21 protein-coding genes are annotated in these 22,965 nt (G+C 48.1%); 18 read left to right on the top strand and 3 right to left on the bottom strand.

Going from position 1 to position 22,965, the window contains the following annotated elements; all coding sequences use genetic code 11:
- Positions 1-43 precede the first annotated feature (43 nt).
- On the bottom strand, positions 44-1,522 hold the full coding sequence (locus ACO0K4_RS05625; RefSeq protein ID WP_422955641.1) for a beta strand repeat-containing protein: 1,479 nt from the start codon (positions 1,520-1,522) through the stop codon (positions 44-46).
- Between the two features lie 303 nt (positions 1,523-1,825).
- On the opposite strand from ACO0K4_RS05625, the gene ACO0K4_RS05620 reads away from it, so the two are divergent.
- The 8 genes from ACO0K4_RS05620 (at position 1,826) to ACO0K4_RS05585 (ending at position 12,973) form a co-directional block, all read left to right on the top strand.
- Positions 1,826-3,367: an AAA family ATPase gene (locus ACO0K4_RS05620; protein ID WP_422955640.1), complete on the top strand. Its 1,542-nt coding sequence runs from the start codon at positions 1,826-1,828 to the stop codon at positions 3,365-3,367.
- Positions 3,368-3,605: 238 nt separating this feature from the next.
- Entirely contained in the window at positions 3,606-5,372 is a 1,767-nt protein-coding gene (locus tag ACO0K4_RS05615) for a type II secretion system protein GspD (protein WP_422955639.1), read from the top strand.
- Positions 5,369-7,090 (top strand): tetratricopeptide repeat protein, encoded by a 1,722-nt coding sequence (locus ACO0K4_RS05610; protein WP_422955638.1) that lies wholly within the window; start codon positions 5,369-5,371, stop codon positions 7,088-7,090. The genes ACO0K4_RS05615 and ACO0K4_RS05610 overlap by 4 nt, the downstream gene beginning before the upstream one ends.
- A gap of 108 nt (positions 7,091-7,198) precedes the next feature.
- Positions 7,199-8,905 (top strand): GspE/PulE family protein, encoded by a 1,707-nt coding sequence (locus tag ACO0K4_RS05605; protein ID WP_422955637.1) that lies wholly within the window; start codon positions 7,199-7,201, stop codon positions 8,903-8,905.
- Positions 8,902-10,107 (top strand): type II secretion system F family protein, encoded by a 1,206-nt coding sequence (locus ACO0K4_RS05600; protein ID WP_422955636.1) that lies wholly within the window; start codon positions 8,902-8,904, stop codon positions 10,105-10,107. The genes ACO0K4_RS05605 and ACO0K4_RS05600 overlap by 4 nt, the downstream gene beginning before the upstream one ends.
- Positions 10,108-10,182: 75 nt before the next feature.
- Positions 10,183-11,739, top strand: a complete 1,557-nt coding sequence (locus ACO0K4_RS05595) for a hypothetical protein (protein WP_422955635.1) — start codon at positions 10,183-10,185, stop codon at positions 11,737-11,739.
- Positions 11,740-11,753: 14 nt separating this feature from the next.
- On the top strand, positions 11,754-12,464 hold the full coding sequence (locus tag ACO0K4_RS05590; RefSeq protein WP_422955634.1) for a hypothetical protein: 711 nt from the start codon (positions 11,754-11,756) through the stop codon (positions 12,462-12,464).
- Positions 12,465-12,526: 62 nt separating this feature from the next.
- Positions 12,527-12,973 carry a hypothetical protein gene (locus tag ACO0K4_RS05585; protein ID WP_422955633.1) on the top strand — a complete coding sequence of 149 codons (447 nt, stop codon included), beginning with the start codon at positions 12,527-12,529 and terminating at the stop codon, positions 12,971-12,973.
- Positions 12,974-12,996: 23 nt separating this feature from the next.
- Here the strand turns inward: ACO0K4_RS05585 and ACO0K4_RS05580 are convergent, their stop codons facing one another.
- Positions 12,997-13,932, bottom strand: coding sequence for a hypothetical protein (locus ACO0K4_RS05580; RefSeq protein ID WP_422955632.1), 936 nt, complete (start codon positions 13,930-13,932; stop codon positions 12,997-12,999).
- A complete protein-coding gene (locus tag ACO0K4_RS05575; RefSeq protein ID WP_422955631.1) occupies positions 13,913-14,917 on the bottom strand; it encodes a type II secretion system protein in 1,005 nt (334 codons plus the stop codon). The genes ACO0K4_RS05580 and ACO0K4_RS05575 overlap by 20 nt, the downstream gene beginning before the upstream one ends.
- Before the next feature lie 237 nt (positions 14,918-15,154).
- On the opposite strand from ACO0K4_RS05575, the gene ACO0K4_RS05570 reads away from it, so the two are divergent.
- The 10 genes from ACO0K4_RS05570 (at position 15,155) to ACO0K4_RS05525 (ending at position 22,965) form a co-directional block, all read left to right on the top strand.
- Positions 15,155-15,922: an ABC transporter permease gene (locus ACO0K4_RS05570; RefSeq protein WP_422955630.1), complete on the top strand. Its 768-nt coding sequence runs from the start codon at positions 15,155-15,157 to the stop codon at positions 15,920-15,922.
- Positions 15,923-15,924: 2 nt separating this feature from the next.
- Positions 15,925-16,635, top strand: coding sequence for a hypothetical protein (locus ACO0K4_RS05565; protein ID WP_422955629.1), 711 nt, complete (start codon positions 15,925-15,927; stop codon positions 16,633-16,635).
- Positions 16,632-17,243, top strand: coding sequence for a response regulator (locus ACO0K4_RS05560; protein ID WP_422955628.1), 612 nt, complete (start codon positions 16,632-16,634; stop codon positions 17,241-17,243). The genes ACO0K4_RS05565 and ACO0K4_RS05560 overlap by 4 nt, the downstream gene beginning before the upstream one ends.
- Positions 17,236-18,312, top strand: a complete 1,077-nt coding sequence (locus ACO0K4_RS05555) for a sensor histidine kinase (protein ID WP_422955627.1) — start codon at positions 17,236-17,238, stop codon at positions 18,310-18,312. The genes ACO0K4_RS05560 and ACO0K4_RS05555 overlap by 8 nt, the downstream gene beginning before the upstream one ends.
- 440 nt (positions 18,313-18,752) lie before the next feature.
- Positions 18,753-19,415, top strand: a complete 663-nt coding sequence (locus ACO0K4_RS05550) for a prepilin-type N-terminal cleavage/methylation domain-containing protein (RefSeq protein WP_422955626.1) — start codon at positions 18,753-18,755, stop codon at positions 19,413-19,415.
- A 424-nt stretch (positions 19,416-19,839) separates the two neighbouring features.
- Positions 19,840-20,268, top strand: a complete 429-nt coding sequence (gene rplM / locus ACO0K4_RS05545) for a 50S ribosomal protein L13 (RefSeq protein ID WP_262835245.1) — start codon at positions 19,840-19,842, stop codon at positions 20,266-20,268.
- Positions 20,269-20,277: 9 nt separating this feature from the next.
- Positions 20,278-20,670 (top strand): 30S ribosomal protein S9, encoded by a 393-nt coding sequence (gene rpsI, locus ACO0K4_RS05540; RefSeq protein WP_188566679.1) that lies wholly within the window; start codon positions 20,278-20,280, stop codon positions 20,668-20,670.
- A gap of 133 nt (positions 20,671-20,803) precedes the next feature.
- Positions 20,804-21,841, top strand: coding sequence for an N-acetyl-gamma-glutamyl-phosphate reductase (gene argC / locus ACO0K4_RS05535; protein ID WP_422955625.1), 1,038 nt, complete (start codon positions 20,804-20,806; stop codon positions 21,839-21,841).
- 1 nt (position 21,842) lies between these two features.
- Positions 21,843-22,565 (top strand): DUF6776 family protein, encoded by a 723-nt coding sequence (locus ACO0K4_RS05530; protein WP_422955624.1) that lies wholly within the window; start codon positions 21,843-21,845, stop codon positions 22,563-22,565.
- A gap of 10 nt (positions 22,566-22,575) precedes the next feature.
- Positions 22,576-22,965: a bactofilin family protein gene (locus ACO0K4_RS05525; RefSeq protein ID WP_422955623.1), complete on the top strand. Its 390-nt coding sequence runs from the start codon at positions 22,576-22,578 to the stop codon at positions 22,963-22,965.

The raw sequence follows: 22,965 nt of genomic DNA, 5'->3' as shown, positions 1-22,965 counted from the left end.
TTGTTGCGATTATTGCTGGCGCAATAATCGCAACAACGCTGACTTAGTTACAAATTCCGCTGAACGGTGCCGGTTGGGTAGTTACGGTACCGTTGCCAACGCCGTTATCCTTGATGGTCATAATGCTGGTTGCTGAGGCCCCCAAGCTATCAAGAACAGTAATTGTCACATCAAATGTTCCGTTAGGAATACGTACACCGCTGGAGTCAACTGGATTAATGCAGCGATTCAGACTGCTGCCAAGTGATATTTTGACAGTGGCACCGGAGACTGTTACCGAGGATAAAGTCTGATCACTGGTAAATGCACGGTAAGGGCCAGTTCCGCCATACACATTAAGGATGATATCAGCGATGTTATCTTCGCCGATCAGTAGCGTGCCTGGCGAAAATCTCAGCGACGCCGCCAGCTGACTTACTGTTAAAGCGACTGATTTTGTGACGCCTGTGGCGTCGACGATGGTGACGGCGGTGCTGCCAGCATTGATTAAAGAGGTGGAAAATGTTCCATTGCTTGCGCTGACTGAGCTTGGCGATGCACTGGCAATACTCGGATTATTGACAGTAATTGCATATGGTGGTGTGCCACCGCTGACCACAAATTGCAGCGCATCGCCGACATTGCCAGTTGCTGCTCCTGGTTGTACATCGAGTTGTAGATTACCCGTCTGAGTTACCGTGATATTGATAGAGACGGAAGCTCCGGTTGCATCAAAAATGAGAATCTGGCCGGAACCTGCTGCAACAGCATGGACGCTGATCGAGTTGCCTGAAATAGTGGAAGAGCCAACACTGGCATTGCTTGTCGTAGAGGTATAGGGGGCGACGCCGCCGCCAATTGAGAACGTGTCGGTGGCGTTGGCGGCCATGGAGATAGCGCCGGGTGCTGTTGTGTAGAGTGGTGCGATAACGCCGCCGGAAGTCACATTGACGGTAATTGAAATCGAGGTTCCCGTTGAGTCAAAGATCAGGATTTGTGCAGTTCCTGCCGCTTTTCCTGAAATGATATAAGTCGCACCGTTGATACCGACCGAGGCAACGGCGGCATTATTGCTGCTGACCACGTAAGCGGGTTTTCCGCCAGCGATGGTAAATGTAGTGCTGCTGCCTATGTTGACAGTCGTGATGCCAGGAGCTGTGGTGAACAAGGCCGTTGACGTACTACCAGAGCCTACCGTCGTTGCAATCGCGATGGTAGCGCCGACTGCATCAGTAATTGTGATTTGCGCGGAGCCGGCAGCAATGCCGTTAATGGCCAGAGTGCTACCTTTAACCTCGGCAGTTGTCACCGAGGGATTACTACTACTCGCTTTATAAGGCGCTGTACCGCCACCTATGGAATAGCTGACGCTCTCGATATTGATGGTAATGGCACTGGGCGCTGAGCTGAATAATGCTTTACCGGAGGCAATGCCGACACTGCCTGCACCACCACCGCAAGCGCTGCTCAATACACCAAGCAAAATCATAATCCAGTATTGCATCCATCGACCGGCTGACATATTGCTGAAATGAGAGGTCATAAATTTTCCAGAAAAAGAAAGGCTGTAGCATCACCGCTATCTATTATTGCGCCGAAAAGTGATATGTTGCAATAATTGCCGACGAACTGAGCAGTGTGACGTAATCATGTTACATGCTGACGTCAAGTCTGCACATCACCAGAATGTCTCAGGAGTGTAAATTGTGACGCTCAAGCGCATTTATTTCAGTACACTGGATCTGGTCTATATAAATAAGTGTTGATACGTCTCTGTAGAAAATCTGTTGACAATGAGTCCAACAATTTATACATAATTCCATATCTCTATCAGACTGAGCACCTTATGTATCGTTCCCATTTCGGCCTGAATCAAGCGCCTTTCAGCATTACGCCGAATCCTGTGTTTTTTTATTCTGGCAGTCAGCGTGGCGATATTCTGGAAGCTTTGGTCTATGCAGTGAAGCATGGCGAGGGGATCATCAAAGTGACCGGTGAGGTCGGTAGCGGCAAGACGATGTTGTGCCGCATGCTGGAGAGTCGTATGCCCGCCAATGTGGAAGTCATCTTCATGGTCAATCCGACGCTAAGACGCGAAGATGTTATGTTCATGATTGCTGGAGAGTTGGGAATACCGGTTAATGGCAGACGTGGTGACGAGGTGTTACGCCAGTTGCATCACGATCTCATCGCAAAACATATTGCAGGTAAGCAGGTGGTATTGCTGATTGAGGAGGCGCAGGCAATGTCTCTTGATACTTTAGAAGAGATACGTTTGTTCTCCAATCTGGAAACGGCACATCATAAACTCTTGCAAATCGTCCTGTTCGGGCAACCTGAGCTGGATGTTAGCCTGAATTTGCCGCGTATGCGGCAGTTGAAAGAAAGGATAACCCACAGCTTTACTATGCCACCGCTAACCACGGCAGTGATCCCCGATTTTCTGATGTTTCGTATGCGTGCTGCCGGTTATCATGGCCCCGATATTTTTAGCAAAAAAGCGATACAGTTATTAGGTTCGGTATCTGAGGGGATAGTCAGGCGGATCAATATTCTGGCCGACAAAGCCCTGCTTGCTGCGTTTGCCGACAACACGCACCTGATTGAGCTTGCGCATATGAAGGCGGCTATCCGCGATAGCGAATTTATCGGCATGAGTCAGTTCGCATTCAAGAAAAAAATCATACTGGTAACCATATCGGGGCTGGTTCTGGTTCTCGTCAGCATGCTAGCCTGGGGTCTGTATCAAAGGCAGAATCGCGCGCCTGCTGTGGCTGTCACACCGGCATTAGTAAAATCTATCGCGTCATTGCCGACACCTGGCGCCGTCACAGCGACAGCGATACCTGAAAATTCCTCTTCGATAACCGACACGAAGCCTGCAACAGAAGTATTGGCGAAGCCGCTTGCTATTGCCGCCACGCCGGTTGCGTCACCCCTGTCGATGGAAGCTTCTCAGGCTGCGCCGCAGACGGAACAAGCTCCCCCAACCAGACAATCTGCCAGTAAAACCGGAAAACCGTTGTTATTATCCGACATCGTGAGTCAGCGCCTGACGGCATCCAAGACCTGGCTGGCCAGTGCTGCCGGTGATGACTACACGATACAACTGGCCTTGATCGATGCGCACAACCAAAGCAAACTTGAGCAGTTTCTCAAGAAAGCTAGTGCAGAAATCGGCATTGACGACTTATTTTTATATCCGACAACGATCAATGCGAAGCCTTGTTTTGGCGTGGTCTACGCGAATTTTAAGACACGTGAGGCCGCTCAGCTTCGTCTGGGCGGGCTTGAAGCCAAGCGTACATATCGCGGGCAGTTACGTACAGTAGGTGGATTGCGCGCTGAGATTTTTCGCTCGCATAGCGAGAATGTTTGGGTGAAATAGATGTGTTGATTGAGCCATGGATTCAATAGCGCTGGCCACAGCCAGGTGGTGATAATTGACAATCGACAAAAATCCGTCCTGTGACTGACTTTCCGGGAGCGTTCTCGCTTAGAATCATTGTTAAGCATGAATGCTGTTACTGTCTGGTGTCGGATTGCGGCAATCTATGGTGCATTTTCATGATGTAATTTTGTCGTATTTCCCTGACTTTATGATGAGATATTCGCCACATAAATCAATGACTAAATACACCGTTTTTTGTTGTTTGCTCCTTTCGGCATGTGGTACACAGCCGGTTATCCCATCACCTGCTCACATTAAAGAAACTGCCAGACCGTCCGGCACTATTCCTGAGCCAGTTCGTCAGAGTGCCACGCTAAGCGCGCCTAAGCCTACCCCCAAAGTTGAGACATACAGCGTGGCCGTCTACAAAGTAGGTGTGCAATCACTTTTATTTGCGCTGGCGCGCGATGCTAAGCTAAATGTGGATATTCATCCCGGCATTGAAGGTGAGGTAACGCTGAATGCACTGGATCAGACCTTGCCCCAATTGTTGACTCGGATTGCCAAACAGGTTGATATGCGGTTTGAACTTGATGGTCCAAACCTTGTGGTACTTCCCGATGTGCCGTTTTTGCGTAACTATAAAATCGACTATGTAAATGTTGCACGCGATACCAGTAGCAAGGTCAGTATCGCAACACAGATATCGACCACCGGCGGCGCTGAGGGGGGCGGTGGCGGCGACAATAATTCAACTACGTCGGTATCGAACACCTCGAATAACCGGTTTTGGGCAACATTGGTAGCAAACATTAAAGATACCCTGCGCGAAACCGATAAAATTTTACCCGACTCAGCTGCCAATGCTGATACTGCCAGTGCTCCAGTAGCTGCTGCTGGCAGTGCAAAAAACGGAGTGACTTCATCGGCTGTAGCGCCCGGCGCGATACAGCCACGTATTAATAATTATCGCGAGGCAGCCTCCGTCATCGCCAATCCCGAAACGGGCTTGATTGCAGTGCGCGCCACCGGAAGACAACACGAGAAAATTCAAGAATTTATCGATATGGTCATGTCTAGTGCCAAGCGCCAGGTGTTGATTGAAGCGACGGTAATTGAAGTGCAGCTCAACGATCAGTATCAGCAAGGCATCAACTGGTCGTCGCTTCGCACCAGTGCGACTGAAGGTCCCAGTATCACGCAAGGACAGGTGGGGGGAGCAGCTTTGCCATCAGGTATCAATCCTGGTGTCAGTCAGGGTCTGTTGAATTTCAATTATCTCAAACCGCTGACCGGTTTGGGTAACATCGCTTTGACCATACAAATGCTGGAATCTTTTGGTAAAGTGAAAGTGTTGTCCAGTCCGAAAATTAGCGTACTGAATAATCAGACGGCTTTGCTTAAAGTAGTGGACAACCGCGTATATTTCACAATTACTGCCACCACTCAGCAAGGTACTACTGGCGTGCCAAGTACCACCACCTATACCTCAAGCCTGAACACGGTACCTGTTGGTTTCGTGATGAGCGTCACGCCACAGATTTCCGATAGTGATGAAGTGACGATCAATGTGCGGCCGAGCATTTCCCGAATTATCGGTTTTGTACAAGATCCTAACCCTGCGCTGGCGGGTGCCGTAGTACCGGTTATCAGTAACGTCCCTGTGATACAGACTCGCGAAATGGAATCAATCCTGAAAGTCAGCAGTGGTCAGATTGCAGTGATGGGCGGTCTGATGCAAGACAGTATCAATAATCTGAAAGATGAAATTCCCGGTACCAGCAAGATTCCGTTCATTGGTAATGCACTGAATTTCAGGAACGAAACCAGTAACAAGTCTGAACTGGTTATTTTTATGCGACCCATTGTCGTTAAGGATGCGAGCATTAATGGGGACTATAAAAATTATCGCTATTTGTTGCCGAACGACACTCCTTTAAACAGCGAACCATATACTGAACCCGTGATCAAGGCGAGCTCAGGTAAAGCGGGTCGGCCATGAGTTTATTGATGCAAGCGCTGAAGAAGGCTGAGCATTCCAAGCAAGCTGGTGAGTCGTCATTGCCGGAACCCGAAGCAAATAAGGCGCTGGTACCAGATGATGCTTTGACGCTGTCTCCCAAACACACAGACTTGACGTATGTGCCGCCATCACAGGCGATGAGTGAATCAACAGAGAGTGCTGGCGCAGGTCAGCCTGCTAGTGAATCATCTGTTTCTGGCTTAAGCCTCTCTCCACAAACGCCACAGATACAAGACAAGCCTGTGGACTTGCTTGAGGACGATGTGGGGTTGGCACCTTTGAGCCGGGCTGAATCCGCCGCTCTGCAGGGTAAAGCGGAACATTTTCGGCAGGAAACCAGTAACCCTCTTGAGCAGGACCCTCCTGGTGCTGCTCATCTGGCAACGGGAGGCGCCGCGCCGGCAGATAATGATAAAAGTGTTGGTACAGCGCACAAAATGCCGGATCATTTTTCTTCGGCGCAGAGTGCCGACAATTCGCCGCGAGCAACTGGTAAGCCGACCGTTGAACAAGAAAGAATCGCCACCCAGGAAAAAGCTAAATCTGTTTTTTCCGCAAAGATAAATAAGTCCGGTCACAGATCTTTGGTACTAGTCAGCCTTGGCATTCTTGCTGTATTGGCAGGAATGGCCTTTGCTTATTGGTATTGGCAAAATACCGTTATCAAATCGTCCTTTAACTTGCCAGCAAGTAGTCCTCCGATAATTCCCCAGGTCGTGCCTCCTCAGACCGACGCTACACCCGCGTCGCTCACGGCTAGTACTGGAGGTGCTGTGGAGAATCCTGTAGCGGGTACCACTGGAAATCTTCCAGGTGTTGCAAGTGTTAGCAACGCAGTATCTCCAGAAAAAGTGCTTGCCACCGTACCTGCATCTAACGCGCTTGTTATTCAGAGCCCGCCGCCGGTTTCTGCGGATGGCAACATGCCAGTTAATGTCGAGCTAAAGCCTGCTAAACCGGCAGCACCTGCAATACCGGTAGGCACAGCTAAGTTGACAAATACTGATACCGGTGAGGTTGCTACGGCAAAGGGAAATCTGGCAGCTAAAGGCAAGATGGCACCAGTTTCACCCATACAAGAATTGAACAGCATCCATATTAAACAAGGTAGCCAGGGTAACCAGATACATCCTGGTGTGCTCGGCGCATACCAGTCGTTTATTGCTGGCGATGCTCCTGCTGCTAAATCGCAGTATCAGAAAGTTTTGCAGCAAGAGCCGAATAATCGTGATGCTTTGCTTGGCATGGCCGTCATTTCGTTGAATCAGCGTCAGCCAGAACAGGCAGGAAGTTTTTATACGCGCTTACTGGAGCTGGATCCCACTGATACCGATGCAATCGCCGGACTGACCAGTATGCAACAAGGCGATCCGCAGCAGAGTGAGAGCAGGCTCAAAAAAATATTGACGCAGAATCCACAGGCGGGTCCGATCTTATTTGCATTGGGTAATCTGTATGCGCAGCAAGCACGCTGGAATGAGGCGCAGCAAACGTATTTCAGAGCGTATACAAGTGCCCCTGCAAATGCTGATTATGCCTTTAATCTTGCTGTTAGCCTGGATCGTCTGAATCAACTCAAATTAGCACAAGAATATTACCTGCGCGCACTGACATTGGGACAGACGGCTGCCGTAAACTTTAGTCGCGAAAACGTACAAAGACGGGTGAAAGAATTGGCTTCTGCTGGCAGTGAATAAGTGTAGGTATAAGTAGTTGAAGATTCAGGGGGCAGATGTTTGAAAAGAGACGGGGTTCTGCCAGGTTAAATGAACGTATATATTTTGAGTAGCGACAGCTAGCGAGTCATGGCAGAACCGGTAAAACTTCCTTTAGGCAAGCTGCTGATACAAAAAGGTGTTATCAGCGAAGATCAGTTGCGTATCGCTTTAATTGAGCAAAAAACCCGTGGTGACCCGCTGGGCAAATTGCTGATTGCACTTGGTTTTGTGACGGACGCGACGGTGCGAGAGGCGCTCAGCGAAAATCTTAATCAGCAAAGCACGGATCTGACCAGCATCATTGTCGACGTCAATGCCATCAAGATGATTTCTAAGGAAATCGCAAAGCGTTACCGCGTATTTCCCATGGTGTACGACAAAAATCAGCATGTATTGATGCTAGCGATGGCCGATACGGCCAATATCGTGGCGATTGATCAGATTGGCGTGATGTTGGGTAAAGACATTACCGTCAAACCAATGCTGGCGAGCGATTCTGAGATTGGTAAAGCCATTGATCAGTATTACGGACTAGAACTATCGATCGACGGTATTTTGCAAGAAATAGAAACTGGCGAGATCAATTATAAGAGCCTGCAATCTGTATCCAACGAATACAGCCAGCCACTGGTGCGGCTAATGGATGCTATTTTGGCCGACGCAGTACAAAGAAATGCGTCCGATATTCACTTTGAGCCGGAAGAGTTTTTTTTACGGATACGCTATCGGGTTGACGGTATTTTGCGACAAATTCGTAGTCTTCACAAAACCTACTGGCCTGCGATGGTGGTCAGACTCAAGGTGATGAGTAACATGAATATTGCCGAAACACGGACACCACAGGATGGCAGGATTTCGATTAAGTTTTCAGGGCGTCAGATCGATTTTCGCTCGGCAGCACAACCCACGACCCATGGTGAGAATTTTGTTTTGCGTATTCTGGACCGGCAAAAAAGTCTAGTGCCACTGGATGGCCTGGGTCTGGAAGATAACGATCTGATGTTGCTGAAGTTGATGCTGGCAAGACCTGAGGGCATTATTCTGGTTACCGGCCCAACCGGTAGCGGTAAAACGACAACTCTTTATTCGATTCTGAATCACGTGAATACAGAGAGCGTCAATATCATGACACTTGAAGATCCTGTCGAATATCCTATGAATATGATACGTCAGACCTCTGTCAACGAATCGGCAAAAATGGATTTCGCCAGCGGGATCCGATCGATGATGCGACAGGATCCTGACATCATTCTGGTTGGCGAGATTCGTGATGCGGAGACTGCTGAAATGGCGTTCAGCGCTGCTATGACGGGGCATCAGGTTTATTCAACTTTGCATACGAATTCTGCCATCGGTGCTATACCGCGTTTGCTCGACATCGGCATACTGCCGGATTTGATGGCGGGGAATATTATTGGTGTTGTGGCGCAGCGACTTATTCGCAAACTGTGTTCACATTGCAAGGTCAGCGGCCATGCGGAGCCGGTTGAACGCACCTTGCTTGGGATTGACAGTGGCGAGCCGCCCGTAACAATTTACCGTGCAGTTGGTTGTGATCGCTGCGCGCATCAGGGCTATAGTGGTCGTTTGGCTATTATGGAGATATTGAAAATTAATGCTGATCTTGATGACCTGATCGCACGCCGCGCGACTACCCGCGAAATCCGTAATGCGGCTATAGCCAGTGGATTCAAGCCAATTGTCGAGGATGGCATGCGTCGTGTGCTTGAGGGACTGACGACACTGGATGAAGTGTCACGCGTGGTCGATTTGACTGACAGGCTGGCGACATGACCGTATATTCTTACCGTTCAATGAGCGCTGAAGGGAAAAAGGTCCGCGGTGTGATGGATGTGGCCAATCTTCCTGAGCTTGAGTTACGTCTCAAGCGCATGGATCTGGATCTGATTGATTATAAGGTGCAGGTCGAAAAAACTTTTGCGCTTGGCAGCGTCAAAGTGGCACGCAAGGATTTAATCAATTTTTGTTTTCATATGGAGCAGATGACCAGTGCTGGTGTGCCAATACTTGAGGGACTAACCGATTTGCGTGACAGTGCTGAGAATGTGCGTTTCCGGGGGGTAGTTGCGGACTTGATCGAAAATATCGAAGGTGGTTCGCAACTATCTGAGGCAATGGAGCGTTATCCGAATATTTTTGATCTTACCTTGACTAGTCTGATTACGGCTGGCGAAAATACCGGGAAAATATCCGATGTGTTTAAAAGTCTTGGCGAGACTTTGCGATGGCAGGATGAATTGTCAGCACAAACAAAAAAGATCGTGATGTATCCACTATTTGTCGGCACCGTTGTGCTGGGCGTGACTTTTTTTCTGATGATTTATCTGGTTCCTCAATTGACTGGCTTTATCCGGAACATGGGGCAAGAATTACCATTGCATACTAAAGTGCTGATTTTTGTGTCAGGGTTGTTCATCGACTATTGGTATATCGCGCTGGCGATACCTCCTGCAATCTGGTTTGGCGTACTCTTGCTGCTCAAGAGTAGTCCTCGTGCCCGCTATAAGGCTGATGGATATAAATTGCGGATATGGCTGGTAGGTCCGGTGTTACATAAAATTATTTTGTCTCGGTTCGTCACTTTTTTTGCCTTGATGTATGAGTCAGGTATCACAATACTTGAATGCATACGTTTGTCAGAAAATATCGTCAACAATGAAGTTATCGCAACTGGTTTGCGCAGGGCTGGAGCCCTTATTTCCGAGGGGCAGAGCGTGACTACTGCTTTTCAGAGTACTAATATATTTCCTCCGCTGGTGATTCGTATGTTGAAAATTGGAGAGGCAACAGGCTCTCTTGACACGGCACTGCGCAATGTCAGTTATTTTTATAATCGCGATATCAAGGAAATGATAGAAAAAGTACAGGCGATGATAGAACCCGTCATGACGGTAGTGTTGGGGTTGATTTTGGGATGGATCATGATGTCAGTGCTGGGGCCGATTTATGACACCATCAGCAAATTAAAAACATAAGCGAGCCTCATGGTGGTGGGAGGCACACCCTATCTGACCTCTTTGCTATTTTAGTACCAAGACCGAGGAATCAATTTGTCCAAGCATTTGCTTTATCTGACGAATAATCAGCTGACTGCGACTATATGGCATGGTGGCTCGTTGTCCGTTGGTCAGTCGTTTGATAATTATGCAAGTGGCTGGCAAAAATTTGCAGAATACATCAAAGCGTTTCGTGATATTCCCTTGCTAGTTCTGACTGATCTGGTCGAAGAGGATTTTCAGCGCGAGAGCATGCCTCATGTATATGGGTCGGCGCGTAAAAATTTGATTGAACGTCGCTTGACTAACTTATATCGTGATACGCCGTATAGGGAGGCTAGATTTCAGGGTAGGGATAAGAGTGGACGCAAAGATGATCAAATGTTGTTCAGCGCCTTAACCAATCCCAAACTTCTTAAGCCTTGGATTGACACTCTCATTAAGGAAAAAATCGACATCGTCGGAATTTATTCGTTAGCCTTGTTGAAACCGTTGCTGTTTAAACAGTTGAATATGGGGAAGGCGCCTGCGCTGCTAGTCACTCATCAGTCGAGCGGATTACGACAAAGTTTTTTTCAGGACGGTTACTTGCGTTTTAGCCGTCTGGCTCCCGAGACTGCATGGAGTGCTCAGTCAATAGCGGAAGTGGCAGCGTCTGAAATTGTCAAAACCAGGCAATTTCTTGCGAGTACTCGTCTGATTATGCGTGACACGGAACTCAGTATTGTGGTGGTAACGGATAAGGATATTCTTCAATACCTGCAACCACTATGTCCTGATGTCGATGGTATGCAACATCGCTTTATCGATTTGACCGAAGCTGGAAAGCTATTCAAATTTTCACATTTTGAAGAAGCCACATTGGCAGATCCGTTGTTCTTGCAATTATTGGGACATAAGCGCATCGCCAGTCATTACGCGACACTTGAGCAATCAAAGGTTCATCAATTATGGCAACTGCGCACGGCGTTCAATATTTTTAGCGTGCTTTCGGTAGGCGCCGGGTCATTAATGGCGTTGGAAAATGGCCTTGATGCTATGCAAGCGGCAAATCTCGCCCGGCAGGCGCAGCAGGACACACGTGAGACACTAAAGAAATATCAAAATACGCTCACCAGTATGCCAGTCACTACGGCCAATCCGCACGACATGAAAGCTGCGGTGGATGTACAACAAATGATACGGCAAAATGGACCGTCATTGACGTTAATGCTAGGTAGCATTGCTGAAGCATTGAATGCTGTACCTGAAATTAAAGTACACGAACTGAACTGGCAAACCAGTTTGCCGGAAGCGACTGATCAAGGTGCAGCCGCAGTTGCGCCCGTAGAGTTGGCAACGCTTAATGCGAGCTTGCTGGGCGTACCTGTAAAGGCGATAGAAATAGTACTTTTAGACGCAGAAGTAACGCCGTTTAAAAATGATTATCGAGATGCATTAAGTCGGATTGATGTATTTATTGCGGAACTCAAAAAAAATAGCCATCTCCAGATTGAGGTGGTTAAGCCAGCGATAGATATAAGAACAAGCGTCAAACTTGAGAGTCAGGCGGGAAACGATGCTGAATTGACTAAGCCAAGATTCAATTTGAAATTGCTCTGGAAACCCTAGGGTCAGGACTGAATATGGCACAAAAACCAATTGTAACGACTCAGTCGAACCAATCCACTGCAAAGCTTGCCGGTAAGGTCGCGCCCGGATCCTCATTCGCGCGTGAGGATTTACTTATTGTGCGCAAAGCTGCCATCACGCTGGGAGTCAGTCTGGTATTAGCGGCGTCACTATTTGGTGTCAGTCGTTATGTGCTGTCTTTGCAGGAGGCGAATAAGCTACAGGCACAAACAGAGCTGATGGATGCGCAGACAAAATTCACCGCAGCGACAAATCAGAAAAATGATATCCGCGATTATCAGCAAAAATACATACAGTTAGTGCAAAGCGGATTTGTCGCACAAGAAAAGCGCCTTGACACGATAGAGCAGATTTATCAGATACAGGAAAATCGTAAATTACTGCCAATTGTTTATGAAATTTATCCGCAACAAATTGCTGTCGTTGATCCGGCAATACAGACCGGTGAGCTTGAAATACACGGGAGTAAAATTCAGTTGCGTATGCGGTTATTACATGAGATGGATTTACTGAATTTTGTGAGCGACTTAAATAGTCGGGGTGTGTTTAGCCCTCAATCCTGTTCAATTAAACCCAACGATAGTGTGCGTGACAGTGCAATTGCTGCACAATTGCAAGCGGAATGCACCCTTTATTGGATTACCATAGGACCAAAGGTGGCCGCAGACGGTACTGCGCCTTTGGCTGCAACTGCTACACAATAGGAAGATCAGACGTGCATCAGATCCGACGATCCGCTTTCTTTCCACTGAACTTAGCCACAAGCATGTTTGCTTTGCTATTAACAGCACTGACTTCTGGTCCGGTAGCTGGCGCCGATGTCGTCACATTGGGTCGTTTGTTCCTCACCCCTGCTGAGCGTGCAAATCTCGACCATTTGCGACAACAAGGCGAAGCTGCAAACCTGAAAACGGAGCTAAATGATCCTGTGAAACTTGAAGCAGGCAAAGAGCCGGTGGTGCAACTGACAATAGACGGCGTAGTGAAAAGAAGTAGTGGAAAGAATACAGCCTGGATTAATCAGGAGGCGCGCACTGAAAATGAAATTGCGCAAACTCTCAGAGTGCGTCAACAAAAGTCAAAATCACCTGAAGTATCCGTTTTATCGCCTGCTGGAAAGAGAGTGGTATTAAAAGCGGGTCAGACCTATGACATCAATAAGGGGGTTATCACGGATATTTATCAAACACCCCCCACTCCTCAAAACGATTAAAATCTTCATTGAGTCAGATTGCATCAATGTATGCGCGCACCCAGATTGGCTTGTTTTAGCACACTTGAAATCGTAGGATGACTTAAATAGTCATCAAAATTTGTTGTGCTGCGGCTCTTGTCAAAAGGGGCATCTCGATATGTGTTTGCCATCAACGAAGGCAGTGCAAGTGCCTGATTATTCAGGTTCGGGATTTCGTCATCGCCCGCGAGTTGGGTGCCAGGGGGGGGTATTTTTGCGATCAGACCTATAGTTCCCGGCTGATAGATTCCGTTGCTGTTGTAAGCCCCTGCACCCGTCGCGCCATGTGAAATAATGACATAAGCGGCACCAGTACCTGTAGCGCGATTATTCTGTCTTGCTGCCCAGCCTGCGGCACCGCCAATACCGTCCCAGACATCAATGCCTTTGCCGGTTAAAAAATTGGAAGGCGCAGTGCAAGTCGATGGTGACGCCGCACAGTTTGAGACCGGGCTTTTGCATGCACCGCTAGCTGCAACAGAACCAGTTCCGGAATTGTCGCAGTTGCTCATATCCATCAGCAATGGGGCAATGCCTGCCAGTGCCGGGTCAACGCGATAAGTAAATCGCCCATTCCAGGAATCGATCGCATCACCTTCCAATAGTCCTAGTGTGACCCAGGGAATCACTCCGTGAATCTGATTGACCGGATTACAAGTGCCTGTGGCAGGAAATGGGCTTTCAAGCCCGGCATTGATTGCACCGCTGGGGATGGTGCCGTCGGCAGGGCAGGGCAGGCGTCTACGCTGCACTACAAAATCAAGCAATGCCTTATCGATCTTGGCGAGCTTGTTTTGCATATTCGTTTGTACCAGCAACTTTCGCTCAAGGTCTGACATTGCCCATTTTGCCAGCATTGTAAGAATAACAATCGCGACTACCCCAACCACTATAATCAGCGTGACACCTCTTTGCTGCTTAATGCGCGCGAGGACCAAGATTAGCCTTATTTAGAACGGACATAATAGTCGGATGACTCAGATAGTCATCAAAATGTGCTGCAGAGGCGACATCGTTGAGTTCGCTATCTCGGTAGGTAGTCCCAAGGGCCGAAGGTAGGGCAAGCGCTTGATTATTGAGGTTGGGAGTTTCATTGCTACCGGCTACAGCTGATCCCGGCTGCAGGTTGCCAGCACTATTGTAGGCACCTCTACCGCTAGGTCCATGCGAAATGATCACATAAGCTGCGCCTGTACCGGCTGCCGGATTATTCTGACGTGTCGCCCATGCTCCTACACCATTCCAGACGTCTAATCCTTTGTTTGCGAGATAATTGGTCGGCGACACGCAGTTGGCGAGGTTGGCGGTATTGCATGGTGCGGTATTGGGTTTGCATTGCGTGCATCCGGTTGCCGCATTGAATCCGCCACATAATCCGGTGATCGGTACCGGGGAGCCTGAAACAGTACTAGCCGGGTCGCAAGCCGTCATATCCATTAAGCCTGCAGGGGGTGTTACAGGCGTCAATGGGGAAATACCTACGCTCTGCGCCTGCATTGCCAGAGGTGGATAGACGCGGTAAGTGAATCTGCCATTCCATGGATCCGTCGCGTCGCTTTCGCTTAACCCCAAGGTCACCCAAGGAATGACGCCATTGATCTGATTGGCGGGGCCGCAAGTCCCTTTCGGTGCGGCAGCAGCAGGCGGCGGGCCGGCCGATAGGGTTTCGATCCCGGCGTTAAGCGTGTTGCTGGCAAGTGTTCCGTTGGCTGGGCAGGGGAGTCGTTTATTTTGAGCCACAAAATTTGCCAGCGCAGTATCGAGTGCATCAAGCTGGGTTCGCACTAACTGGCGATTCTGGCTTTCTCGCATACTGCCTGAGACACTCAGCACGGAACCTAAAATCAGGCCAATAATTAGTAACACCATCGCCATTTCGACGAGGGTAAAACCAGAGCTTAACTTGGAATGAGGTGTCGGCATACAGGTCTGTCTCTACTTACTTTTGCATAATTGATTTTAGCAGGTAATATCTACGCATTGAGGCGATAAAATATGTAAGCAGAATGAATCTAAGCGTTTCCCTAAGGTATTGTCTGTTTAATGCATACGAAAGTCTGTGAAAAAACGACATGAAATTTCATATTCAGGCTAAAGACCACGGAATCGTTCGATAAATTTTGTTGGTGATCGCGTTCCTTTCCTTGTATTCAAGAGTTTATGCATAAACAAATTGCCACCATCGGCTTTTATACTTTTATCGAAGCTCTGCGTAATCGGCTGATTTGGGCAGTTATATTGATTGCATTGATTGGTATAGGCTTCAGCGGGTTTTTGAATGAAATCGCATTGACTGAAAGCCGGCAGATTCAACTGGCTTTGATGGCTGCTTTTTTTCGCTTTGCCGCTGTTTTTTTGTTGGCAACCTTTGTCGTCAGCAGTATGTTGCGCGAATTTAATGATAAAGGCTTGGAATTGCTGCTCTCCCTTGCTTTGCCGCGCGCCGCATATTTATTGGGCAAGTGGTCAGGTTTTGCTGCACTTGCTATTTTAATCGCATTGCTATTTGGTACTATCATCAGTTTCCTGGCACCGTTTTCGCCGGTGATTTGGTGGACTATCTCTTTGTTATTTGAATTGTGGATAATCGCCGCGTTCAGCATGTTATGTGTGCTGACCTTGAGTCAGATGATGGGCGCCTTGAGTGCTGTAATAGGATTTTATGTATTGACGCGATCGATTTCCGCCATCCAGCTGATTGGGAATGATCCTGTGAATATCCCGTCAAATTCGCAACAGCTGATCAGTTTTCTAGTTAATAGTTTATCAGCAGTATTACCTCACCTTGATGAGTTCACCCGCACCGACTGGTTGCTATACCAAAGCGGTAGCTGGTCGGTGCTGCTTGCGCTCTTATTGCAGGCGGCAATGACCTTACTCTTGCTGGGTGCTGCGTCTTTGTTTGATTTTTACAGAAAAAATATCTGATCATGCGCGAACGCCCTGTTTCTTCGGTTCCAGGACTAGTTATTGTTTTGCTGCTTAGCGTCCTGTGTTCGCAGCTAGCCTGGCGTTTTTTTCAGCCGTCACGACAGGCTCAGGTTGAGACTTTGTTAGCACCGCCTGCATTCACAACACTCAACCTCATGAGTGCCGGTGAGCCGATTGCAATGGCAAAAACACTGACGCTGTATTTGCAGGCGTTTGATAATCAGGCGGGCCTCAACGTGTCTCTTGCGCAGTTTGACTACACAGTAGTTCGTGCCTGGCTTGCTCGCTCGCTGGAATTGGATCCTGCCGGACAATATCCTTTGTTTGTAGCTAGTCGTTTGTATGGTGAAATTGCCGACCAATCAAAACAACGCTTAATGCTGGAATTCGTATATCAGGCATTTTTGCAAGATCCTGACCGTCGCTGGGCGGCTTTAGCGCATGCTACTTTTTTGGCAAAGCATAGACTGAATGATTTACCCCTCGCAGTGAAGTATGCAAATGCGCTGCGTACTCATGTTGGACATGATAAAGCACCACATTGGGTAACGCAGATGGAAATTTTTTTGTTGGAAGATATCAATGAGCTGCAAAGTGCCCAAATATTGTTGGGCAGCTTACTGCAAAACGGACAAATTACAGACCCTCATGAACTACATTTTCTCGAGCAGCGTTTGCTGGCGTTGGAGCGTAAAGTGGCGGCTCCATGAGGATTCAAACACATATATTGCTTGTTGAAGATGATCAAGCTTTGCGGACGATGCTGCGAAGTGTCTTTGAGCTAAACGATTATCGCGTCGACGAGGCAGAGTCAAGACTCAGTGCATTGGCAAAATTGAAATGTTTTCCTGATATTTCTATCGTCGTTCTGGATTTGGGTTTGCCACCGTGTGAGCACACGATAGAGGAGGGAATCGCCACTCTGAAAAGTATTCAGGCGGATATTTTGCCGGTAAAAATTTTGGTACTGACCGGGCAAGATCAGGATGCTGCAGCGTTGCAAGCAATTCGTGAAGGTGCGTTTGATTTCATTACCAAACCGGCAGCAGCAGATACTTTGCTCAGTGCGGTCAGACGTGCCTCTTTGTTTTTGACGAAGGAGCGCGAACTCGGTGAGCAGGGCATTACACGTATTGCGATCAATGCCCAAGCTGGCGAAGGGTTAAAAGGAGTCAGAACGGATGCCGAGGAACGCGTTGTTCGCCAAGTGTTGAAAGAGACTGGTTTTAATGTGAACAAAAGTGCCAAGCGATTAGGAATCAAGCGAGAAAATATCTACTATTTTTTGAAGAAATTTGGTATTGAACGCGATGCTTGAACAGCTCTACCAGCTTCTTATTTTAATTGGCGTCACGATTGGCTTAGTGCTTGCCTATTTGTGGCGAGAGGCCCGCTCAGCTAGCAATCTTAGCCTGGCTTTAATCCGGTTGAATGAACACCATCAATTTGATGCGCCTCTTGTTTTGCGCAATGCCTGGCCTTTGTTGGCAAAATCTGGCTTAAACGGTATGCGATGGCAGCTTACGTGGTTTGGGATGGTGAGCGAGGGGCAGATTGGTGTATTGACAGAGCCTTTGATAAAAAAAAATATCGAAGTCGGTGAAATGAAGTTGGCTATATTTTTTCAGCAAGGAAGGATAACAGAGCGCCGTTATTTTGATGAGGCGCTGATAGAGACTTTTATGCTGTTATTGCGCACAGATATGTGGATCAAAGCAGGAACGATCGATGCAAGTTTCGCTCACATGGCAAAACTGAGTCTGTTTTTGCAGCATGATATGAAAAACCTCGCGCAATTTATTCAGTTGATGGCTGATCAGGTGGCAACTGTACCAACTGAGAAGGAGCATCTGCTGCTGGAATATTTGCGAATGGCAGCACCAATGGTATTGCACCGTGCTGATCGTATCGTGAACCGGCTAACGCTGGAGTCGGTTGGCGAGGTGCATCGCCGCGCTATACAAATCCAAGATGAAGTAGAACAAATCTGCAAGTTATACCGACTCGATCATGTCATTCATGGAGCCGCAACAGCGTTGGTTCCTGACAATACTTTAGACAGTGCGCTCGATAATGTTTTAAAAAATTATAGCGATATCGCTGGTCGGCAAGATAAATTAAAACCGCTGATCACGATTGATATCCGCGACCATGTGCAGACGGTGGAAGTCACTATAGCAGCCGCTGGAACGGTAATGGTGACGAACATAGAGCGGCTGTTTGAGCCATTCTGGAGCAGTGATCCAGCGGGCCTGGGGATTGGCTTGTATCAGGCGAAACAAATGTTGTTTTTATGCAACTCTACGATAAACGTTGTACAGGTTCCGGCAGGGCATCTGGAGTTTCATATTGTTATTTGCAAAGATGACGCATCCAGGAGTTGCTAATAATTAAATCTGAATCGGTATTCATTACCAGGATCCAGCATGACACTGCATGCATAGCTGCTGAGGTCTTGGTAACGCAGTCCATTGATGTACGACATGGATCCTCCAGCAACGGTTTTAACAGGGGAAGTGAAAAGCACATGGCGTTTTCAAGTCGCCGACAATGCCCGCAATATGCTGCTCTGGGTGTTACTTTAGCTGATCTGGTCCGATTCAGACGCATTCCGACACCCGATTTCATTGATCACAGACGTTGGCATTGGCAAAATAATAGCCAGACGACAGTCCAAATGTCATTGGGCTGACGTGAAATAGGATGACGTAAATTTATTTCCACATGTAAATAAATTAGACATCTTGCGAAATACTTTATCTGTGGTAATTTGACGCTGTACAGAGTCGCATTGTGATTCTGCTTATTCAGTCTTTTGGGAGCCCGTATGAAACTGACACAACAACATCAATCTGGTTTTACCTTAGTTGAAATAGCGATTGTTCTGGTGATTATTGGCCTGTTACTGGGAGGCGTCCTCAAAGGGCAGGAGATGATAGAGAACTCCAGAATTAAATCGGTTGCTGCGGATTTGCGTGGTGTTTCCGCTGCTTATAATAGTTATGTTGATCGCTTCCATGCCTTGCCAGGTGATGAGTTGCTGGCAACAATGACGGCGCGTGGCTGGCCTGCAACTGCGGCAGCTGGTAACGCCAATAATGTGCTGAACATCACTCCAGCGCAAACTTTTACAAATGCGGGTGAACAAACCGGTCTATGGCAAGCTTTACGTGCAGCGGGTTTTACCACGGGCGACCCGGCTGCCACAGGTGTAGCCGCATTGCCTAAGACAGGTACAGGAGGGCTGATTGGGGTCACCGTTGCGCCGTACGGTCTGACTGGTGTGGCGGGTTGCGTTTCCGGTCTTACAACCAAGCAAGCTCGTGGTGTTGATACTATTATCGATGGAACTGAAGCAAATAATCTGGGTGATGCCCGCGGCATCAACGGTGCTGCAAATCCTTTGGCACCAGTCGCTGCCGCACCAGCTGCTACTGCTTATAATGAAACTACGATTGTAAATACCTGGACTTTGTGCCGGTCGTTGTAAACTATTACGATAGCCATCACTGATGGCGCGAGATATATAGTAGAGCAGGTAACATCAGTATTTATCAGTATTTAAGTGCCATTCAAAAAAGCCCGAAGCCAGATCTTCGGGCTTTTTTATGACCATCGGATTGTCCTGGAAACATGATTATCTGGAGTTGTCTAAATAGTATTTATGACGCCTAAGTCGATATGCCGTCGAGTATTCTTGCGCCTCTTGCCTGTATTGCGTATGCGTTGATTTTTGATGTAGTTGCGCACTACGTTAAAACGCTGCTTGCACTAAGTCTTTGAAAATACTATAATTTCCGACTCTCTATTAGCCCAAGAGGGAAGTTACAAGGGAGAGTCTGCCAGGTAGGGTCGGCAGAACCACCAAAGCAACCAAGATTACAGGGCGTTTTTAACTCTTACTAGGATTCATCATGAAAACCTTTTCCGCAAAAGCACATGAAGTGCAGCGCGACTGGTTCGTGATTGACGCGACGGACAAAGTACTCGGACGTGTTGCCAGCGAAGTGGCACTCCGTTTGCGCGGCAAGCACAAACCTGAATTTACTCCTCACGTTGACACGGGCGATTTCATCGTCGTTATCAATGCAGGTAAACTGCGTGTTACAGGTACTAAAGCTCTGAACAAGACTTACTACCGTCACACTGGCTACCCAGGCGGTATCTACGAAACTAATTTCCAGAAAATGCAAGCGCGTTTTCCAGGCCGTGCACTCGAGAAGGCTGTTAAAGGCATGTTGCCTAAAGGCCCACTCGGTTACGCGATGATCAAGAAGCTGAAAGTGTATGCTGAGGCAACTCATCCGCACACTGCGCAGCAACCTCAAGTACTCGACATCTAAGGATTAGCCATGATCGGTAATTACAACTACGGTACTGGCCGTCGCAAGAGCGCAGTTGCTCGCGTCTTCCTGAAATCCGGCAGCGGCAAGATCGTTGTGAACGGCAAACCAGCAAACGAATATTTTTCTCGTGAAACTGGCCTGATGGTCATTCGTCAGCCTTTGGAATTGACTAACCACCTCGAAACTTTCGATATCATGGTTAACGTCCACGGCGGCGGCGAATCTGGCCAAGCTGGTGCAGTTCGTCACGGTATCACTCGTGCCTTGATCGACTACGAAGCAACATTGAAGCCAGAGCTGTCAAAAGCTGGTTTCGTTACACGTGATGCACGTGAAGTTGAGCGTAAAAAAGTTGGTCTGCGCAAAGCACGTCGCGCAAAACAGTTCTCCAAGCGTTAATCTCGCGGACTCTGTCTCTGAAAGCCGTCAGGTTAATAGCCTGGCGGCTTTTTTCCATTTTGGAGTCTTATTTACAATTGAGGACTCTTTCTGCTGCTAGAATACGAACAAAATTTCTGTCGAGGAACATACGATGATCAAAATAGGTATAGTCGGCGGTACCGGCTACACGGGTGTTGAACTGCTGCGTTTGCTGTCCGCACATCCCGCTGCGCAATTGACGGCGATCACATCACGTAAAGAAGATGGCCTACCGGTTGCTGATATGTACCCGTCCTTGCGTGGTCATGTTGATCTGGCTTTTTCTTCCCCCGATAAAGCAAAATTAACCGAATGTGATGTTGTATTCTTTGCGACGCCGCATGGGGTCGCCATGGCTCAGGCGCCGGAATTGCTGGCTGCAGGTGTCAAAGTGATCGACCTTGCCGCGGATTTTCGACTGCAAGACGTTAGTCAGTTCGAGAAATGGTATGGCATGACACATAGCTGTACTGAGATTCTTAAAGAAGCCGTGTATGGGTTGCCAGAGCTAAACCGTGCCAGGATAAAGACTGCGCGTGTGATTGGTAATCCCGGATGTTATCCGACGACGATGCAATTAGGTTTTTATCCTTTACTGAAAGCGGGTGTGATTGATGCCGGCAATCTGATTGCCGACTGTAAATCCGGCGTCTCCGGCGCAGGACGTAAGGCCGAAATGAGCTTATTGTTTTCCGAAGCTAGTGACAGTTTTAAAGCTTATAGCGTTTCTGGTCATCGCCACATCCCTGAAACCATAGAGCAATTGCAAGCCATGAGTAGCGACAAGATCGATTTGCTCTTTACGCCGCATCTGGTGCCGATGATACGTGGTATGCATTCGACGCTGTATGGTCGTTTGACCAGCGACATCAGCAATGAAGCCTTACAAGCCTTGTTTGAAGATGCCTATAAAGATGAGCCTTTCGTCGATGTCATGCCATTCGGCAGTCATCCGGAAACGCGTTCTACACGAGGTTCAAATATGTTACGCCTCGCTTTGCACCGGCCTGATAACGGTAAAACGGTGGTCGTGCTGGTGGTCCAGGATAACCTGGTCAAAGGCGCGGCAGGGCAGGCGGTGCAGTGTATGAATATCATGTTCGGACTAGATGAAACAACGGGCCTGAAACATGTTGCGGTGATGCCTTAAGATGAGCCGACGCTTAGGGCAGCGACGCCTGGTCGCTTCAAAAATGACGATACGCCAGGACCAACCCTGGCCTGTCAAATTGGTGATTGTTGCCGTCATTATCGGTCTGGCGGGGGCGGTCGCCTTATGGACCTATGATCTGGGGCGCAGTTTTGCATTCGGCCCTAAGATTAAACCGGAAGAAGTAGAAGCACTGCACAAGCAAGTCGATGAACTGAAAATCGAGCGCGATAAACTTGCAGCACAGGTAAATACCTCTGACAGCCAGCAAAATATCGAAAAATCGACGCAAAAGCAATTAACGGATCAGGTTAAAAATCTGACTTCGGAAAACCTGAAGCTAAAAGATGACCTGGCTTTTTTTGAGAGCCTGATGCCATCTGCTACGGGGCCAGAAGGAATTACTCTGCAAAGAGTCAAGGCAGAAATGGTGACACCGAACCAGATGCGTTACCGTGTTCTGGTGATGCAGGGAGGTAAAGGCGGGCGGGATTTTGTTGGTGATTTGCAACTATCTCTGACGCTGGCGCAAGGCGGCAAACCTGTTATGATGCAATTCCCCGATCCGAAGACGGGCGAAGCTGGTAAGTTAAAATTGTCATTCAGATATTATCAGCGACTCGAAGGCGTGGTGAACTTACCGGAAGGCGCAACGGTTAAGTCGCTACAAGCCAAAGTAATGGACAAAGGTCAGTTACGCGCCCAGCAATCGATCAATCTGTAAGGGGTTTTCTATGTTTAGTCGTAAAAGTAAAAATACCATTGATAGCCTGATCGGCGTATCCAGTAGTATCGAGGGTAATCTGCATTTCAAAGGTGGTTTGCGCATTGATGGTCACGTAAAAGGCAATGTCATCGCTGATGCTGATGAATCCAGTATGCTGGTGATCTCTGAGCAGGCAAAAATTGACGGTGAGGTCCGTGCTGGTCACGTGGTTGTCAATGGCGAAATCAATGGCCCGGTATTTTCAAGCGAATTGCTGGAGCTTCAGCCAAAAGCGCGCATTTCAGGTGATGTGCACTATAAAGCCCTGGAAATGATGAGTGGTGCCCTGGTATCGGGTAAACTGACCCATGATCAAGCTGCAGAGCCTGTCTTAAAACTTGCCTCGTCTCACAACTAG

It is taken from the genome of Undibacterium sp. RuTC16W (genome assembly GCF_049339445.1).
GTDB lineage: Bacteria > Pseudomonadota > Gammaproteobacteria > Burkholderiales > Burkholderiaceae_D > Undibacterium.
Note: the sequence above shows the minus strand (reverse complement) of the source record. Positions and strands in the feature narration are given on the sequence as shown.

Bases quoted from the DNA above. Each gene is read 5' to 3' on its own strand.
- ACO0K4_RS05625 (WP_422955641.1), bottom strand. From the start codon at position 1,522: ATGACCTCTCATTTCAGCAATATGTCAGCCGGTCGATGGATGCAATAC.
- ACO0K4_RS05555 (WP_422955627.1), top strand. From the start codon at position 17,236: ATGCTTGAACAGCTCTACCAGCTTCTTATTTTAATTGGCGTCACGATT.
- argC (WP_422955625.1), top strand. From the start codon at position 20,804: ATGATCAAAATAGGTATAGTCGGCGGTACCGGCTACACGGGTGTTGAA.
- ACO0K4_RS05615 (WP_422955639.1), top strand. From the start codon at position 3,606: ATGACTAAATACACCGTTTTTTGTTGTTTGCTCCTTTCGGCATGTGGT.
- rpsI (WP_188566679.1), top strand. From the start codon at position 20,278: ATGATCGGTAATTACAACTACGGTACTGGCCGTCGCAAGAGCGCAGTT.
- ACO0K4_RS05575 (WP_422955631.1), bottom strand. From the start codon at position 14,917: ATGCCGACACCTCATTCCAAGTTAAGCTCTGGTTTTACCCTCGTCGAA.
- ACO0K4_RS05565 (WP_422955629.1), top strand. From the start codon at position 15,925: ATGCGCGAACGCCCTGTTTCTTCGGTTCCAGGACTAGTTATTGTTTTG.
- ACO0K4_RS05585 (WP_422955633.1), top strand. From the start codon at position 12,527: ATGTTTGCTTTGCTATTAACAGCACTGACTTCTGGTCCGGTAGCTGGC.
- ACO0K4_RS05550 (WP_422955626.1), top strand. From the start codon at position 18,753: ATGAAACTGACACAACAACATCAATCTGGTTTTACCTTAGTTGAAATA.
- ACO0K4_RS05530 (WP_422955624.1), top strand. From the start codon at position 21,843: ATGAGCCGACGCTTAGGGCAGCGACGCCTGGTCGCTTCAAAAATGACG.
- ACO0K4_RS05610 (WP_422955638.1), top strand. From the start codon at position 5,369: ATGAGTTTATTGATGCAAGCGCTGAAGAAGGCTGAGCATTCCAAGCAA.
- ACO0K4_RS05570 (WP_422955630.1), top strand. From the start codon at position 15,155: ATGCATAAACAAATTGCCACCATCGGCTTTTATACTTTTATCGAAGCT.
- ACO0K4_RS05590 (WP_422955634.1), top strand. From the start codon at position 11,754: ATGGCACAAAAACCAATTGTAACGACTCAGTCGAACCAATCCACTGCA.
- rplM (WP_262835245.1), top strand. From the start codon at position 19,840: ATGAAAACCTTTTCCGCAAAAGCACATGAAGTGCAGCGCGACTGGTTC.
- ACO0K4_RS05525 (WP_422955623.1), top strand. From the start codon at position 22,576: ATGTTTAGTCGTAAAAGTAAAAATACCATTGATAGCCTGATCGGCGTA.
- ACO0K4_RS05620 (WP_422955640.1), top strand. From the start codon at position 1,826: ATGTATCGTTCCCATTTCGGCCTGAATCAAGCGCCTTTCAGCATTACG.
- ACO0K4_RS05560 (WP_422955628.1), top strand. From the start codon at position 16,632: ATGAGGATTCAAACACATATATTGCTTGTTGAAGATGATCAAGCTTTG.
- ACO0K4_RS05605 (WP_422955637.1), top strand. From the start codon at position 7,199: ATGGCAGAACCGGTAAAACTTCCTTTAGGCAAGCTGCTGATACAAAAA.
- ACO0K4_RS05600 (WP_422955636.1), top strand. From the start codon at position 8,902: ATGACCGTATATTCTTACCGTTCAATGAGCGCTGAAGGGAAAAAGGTC.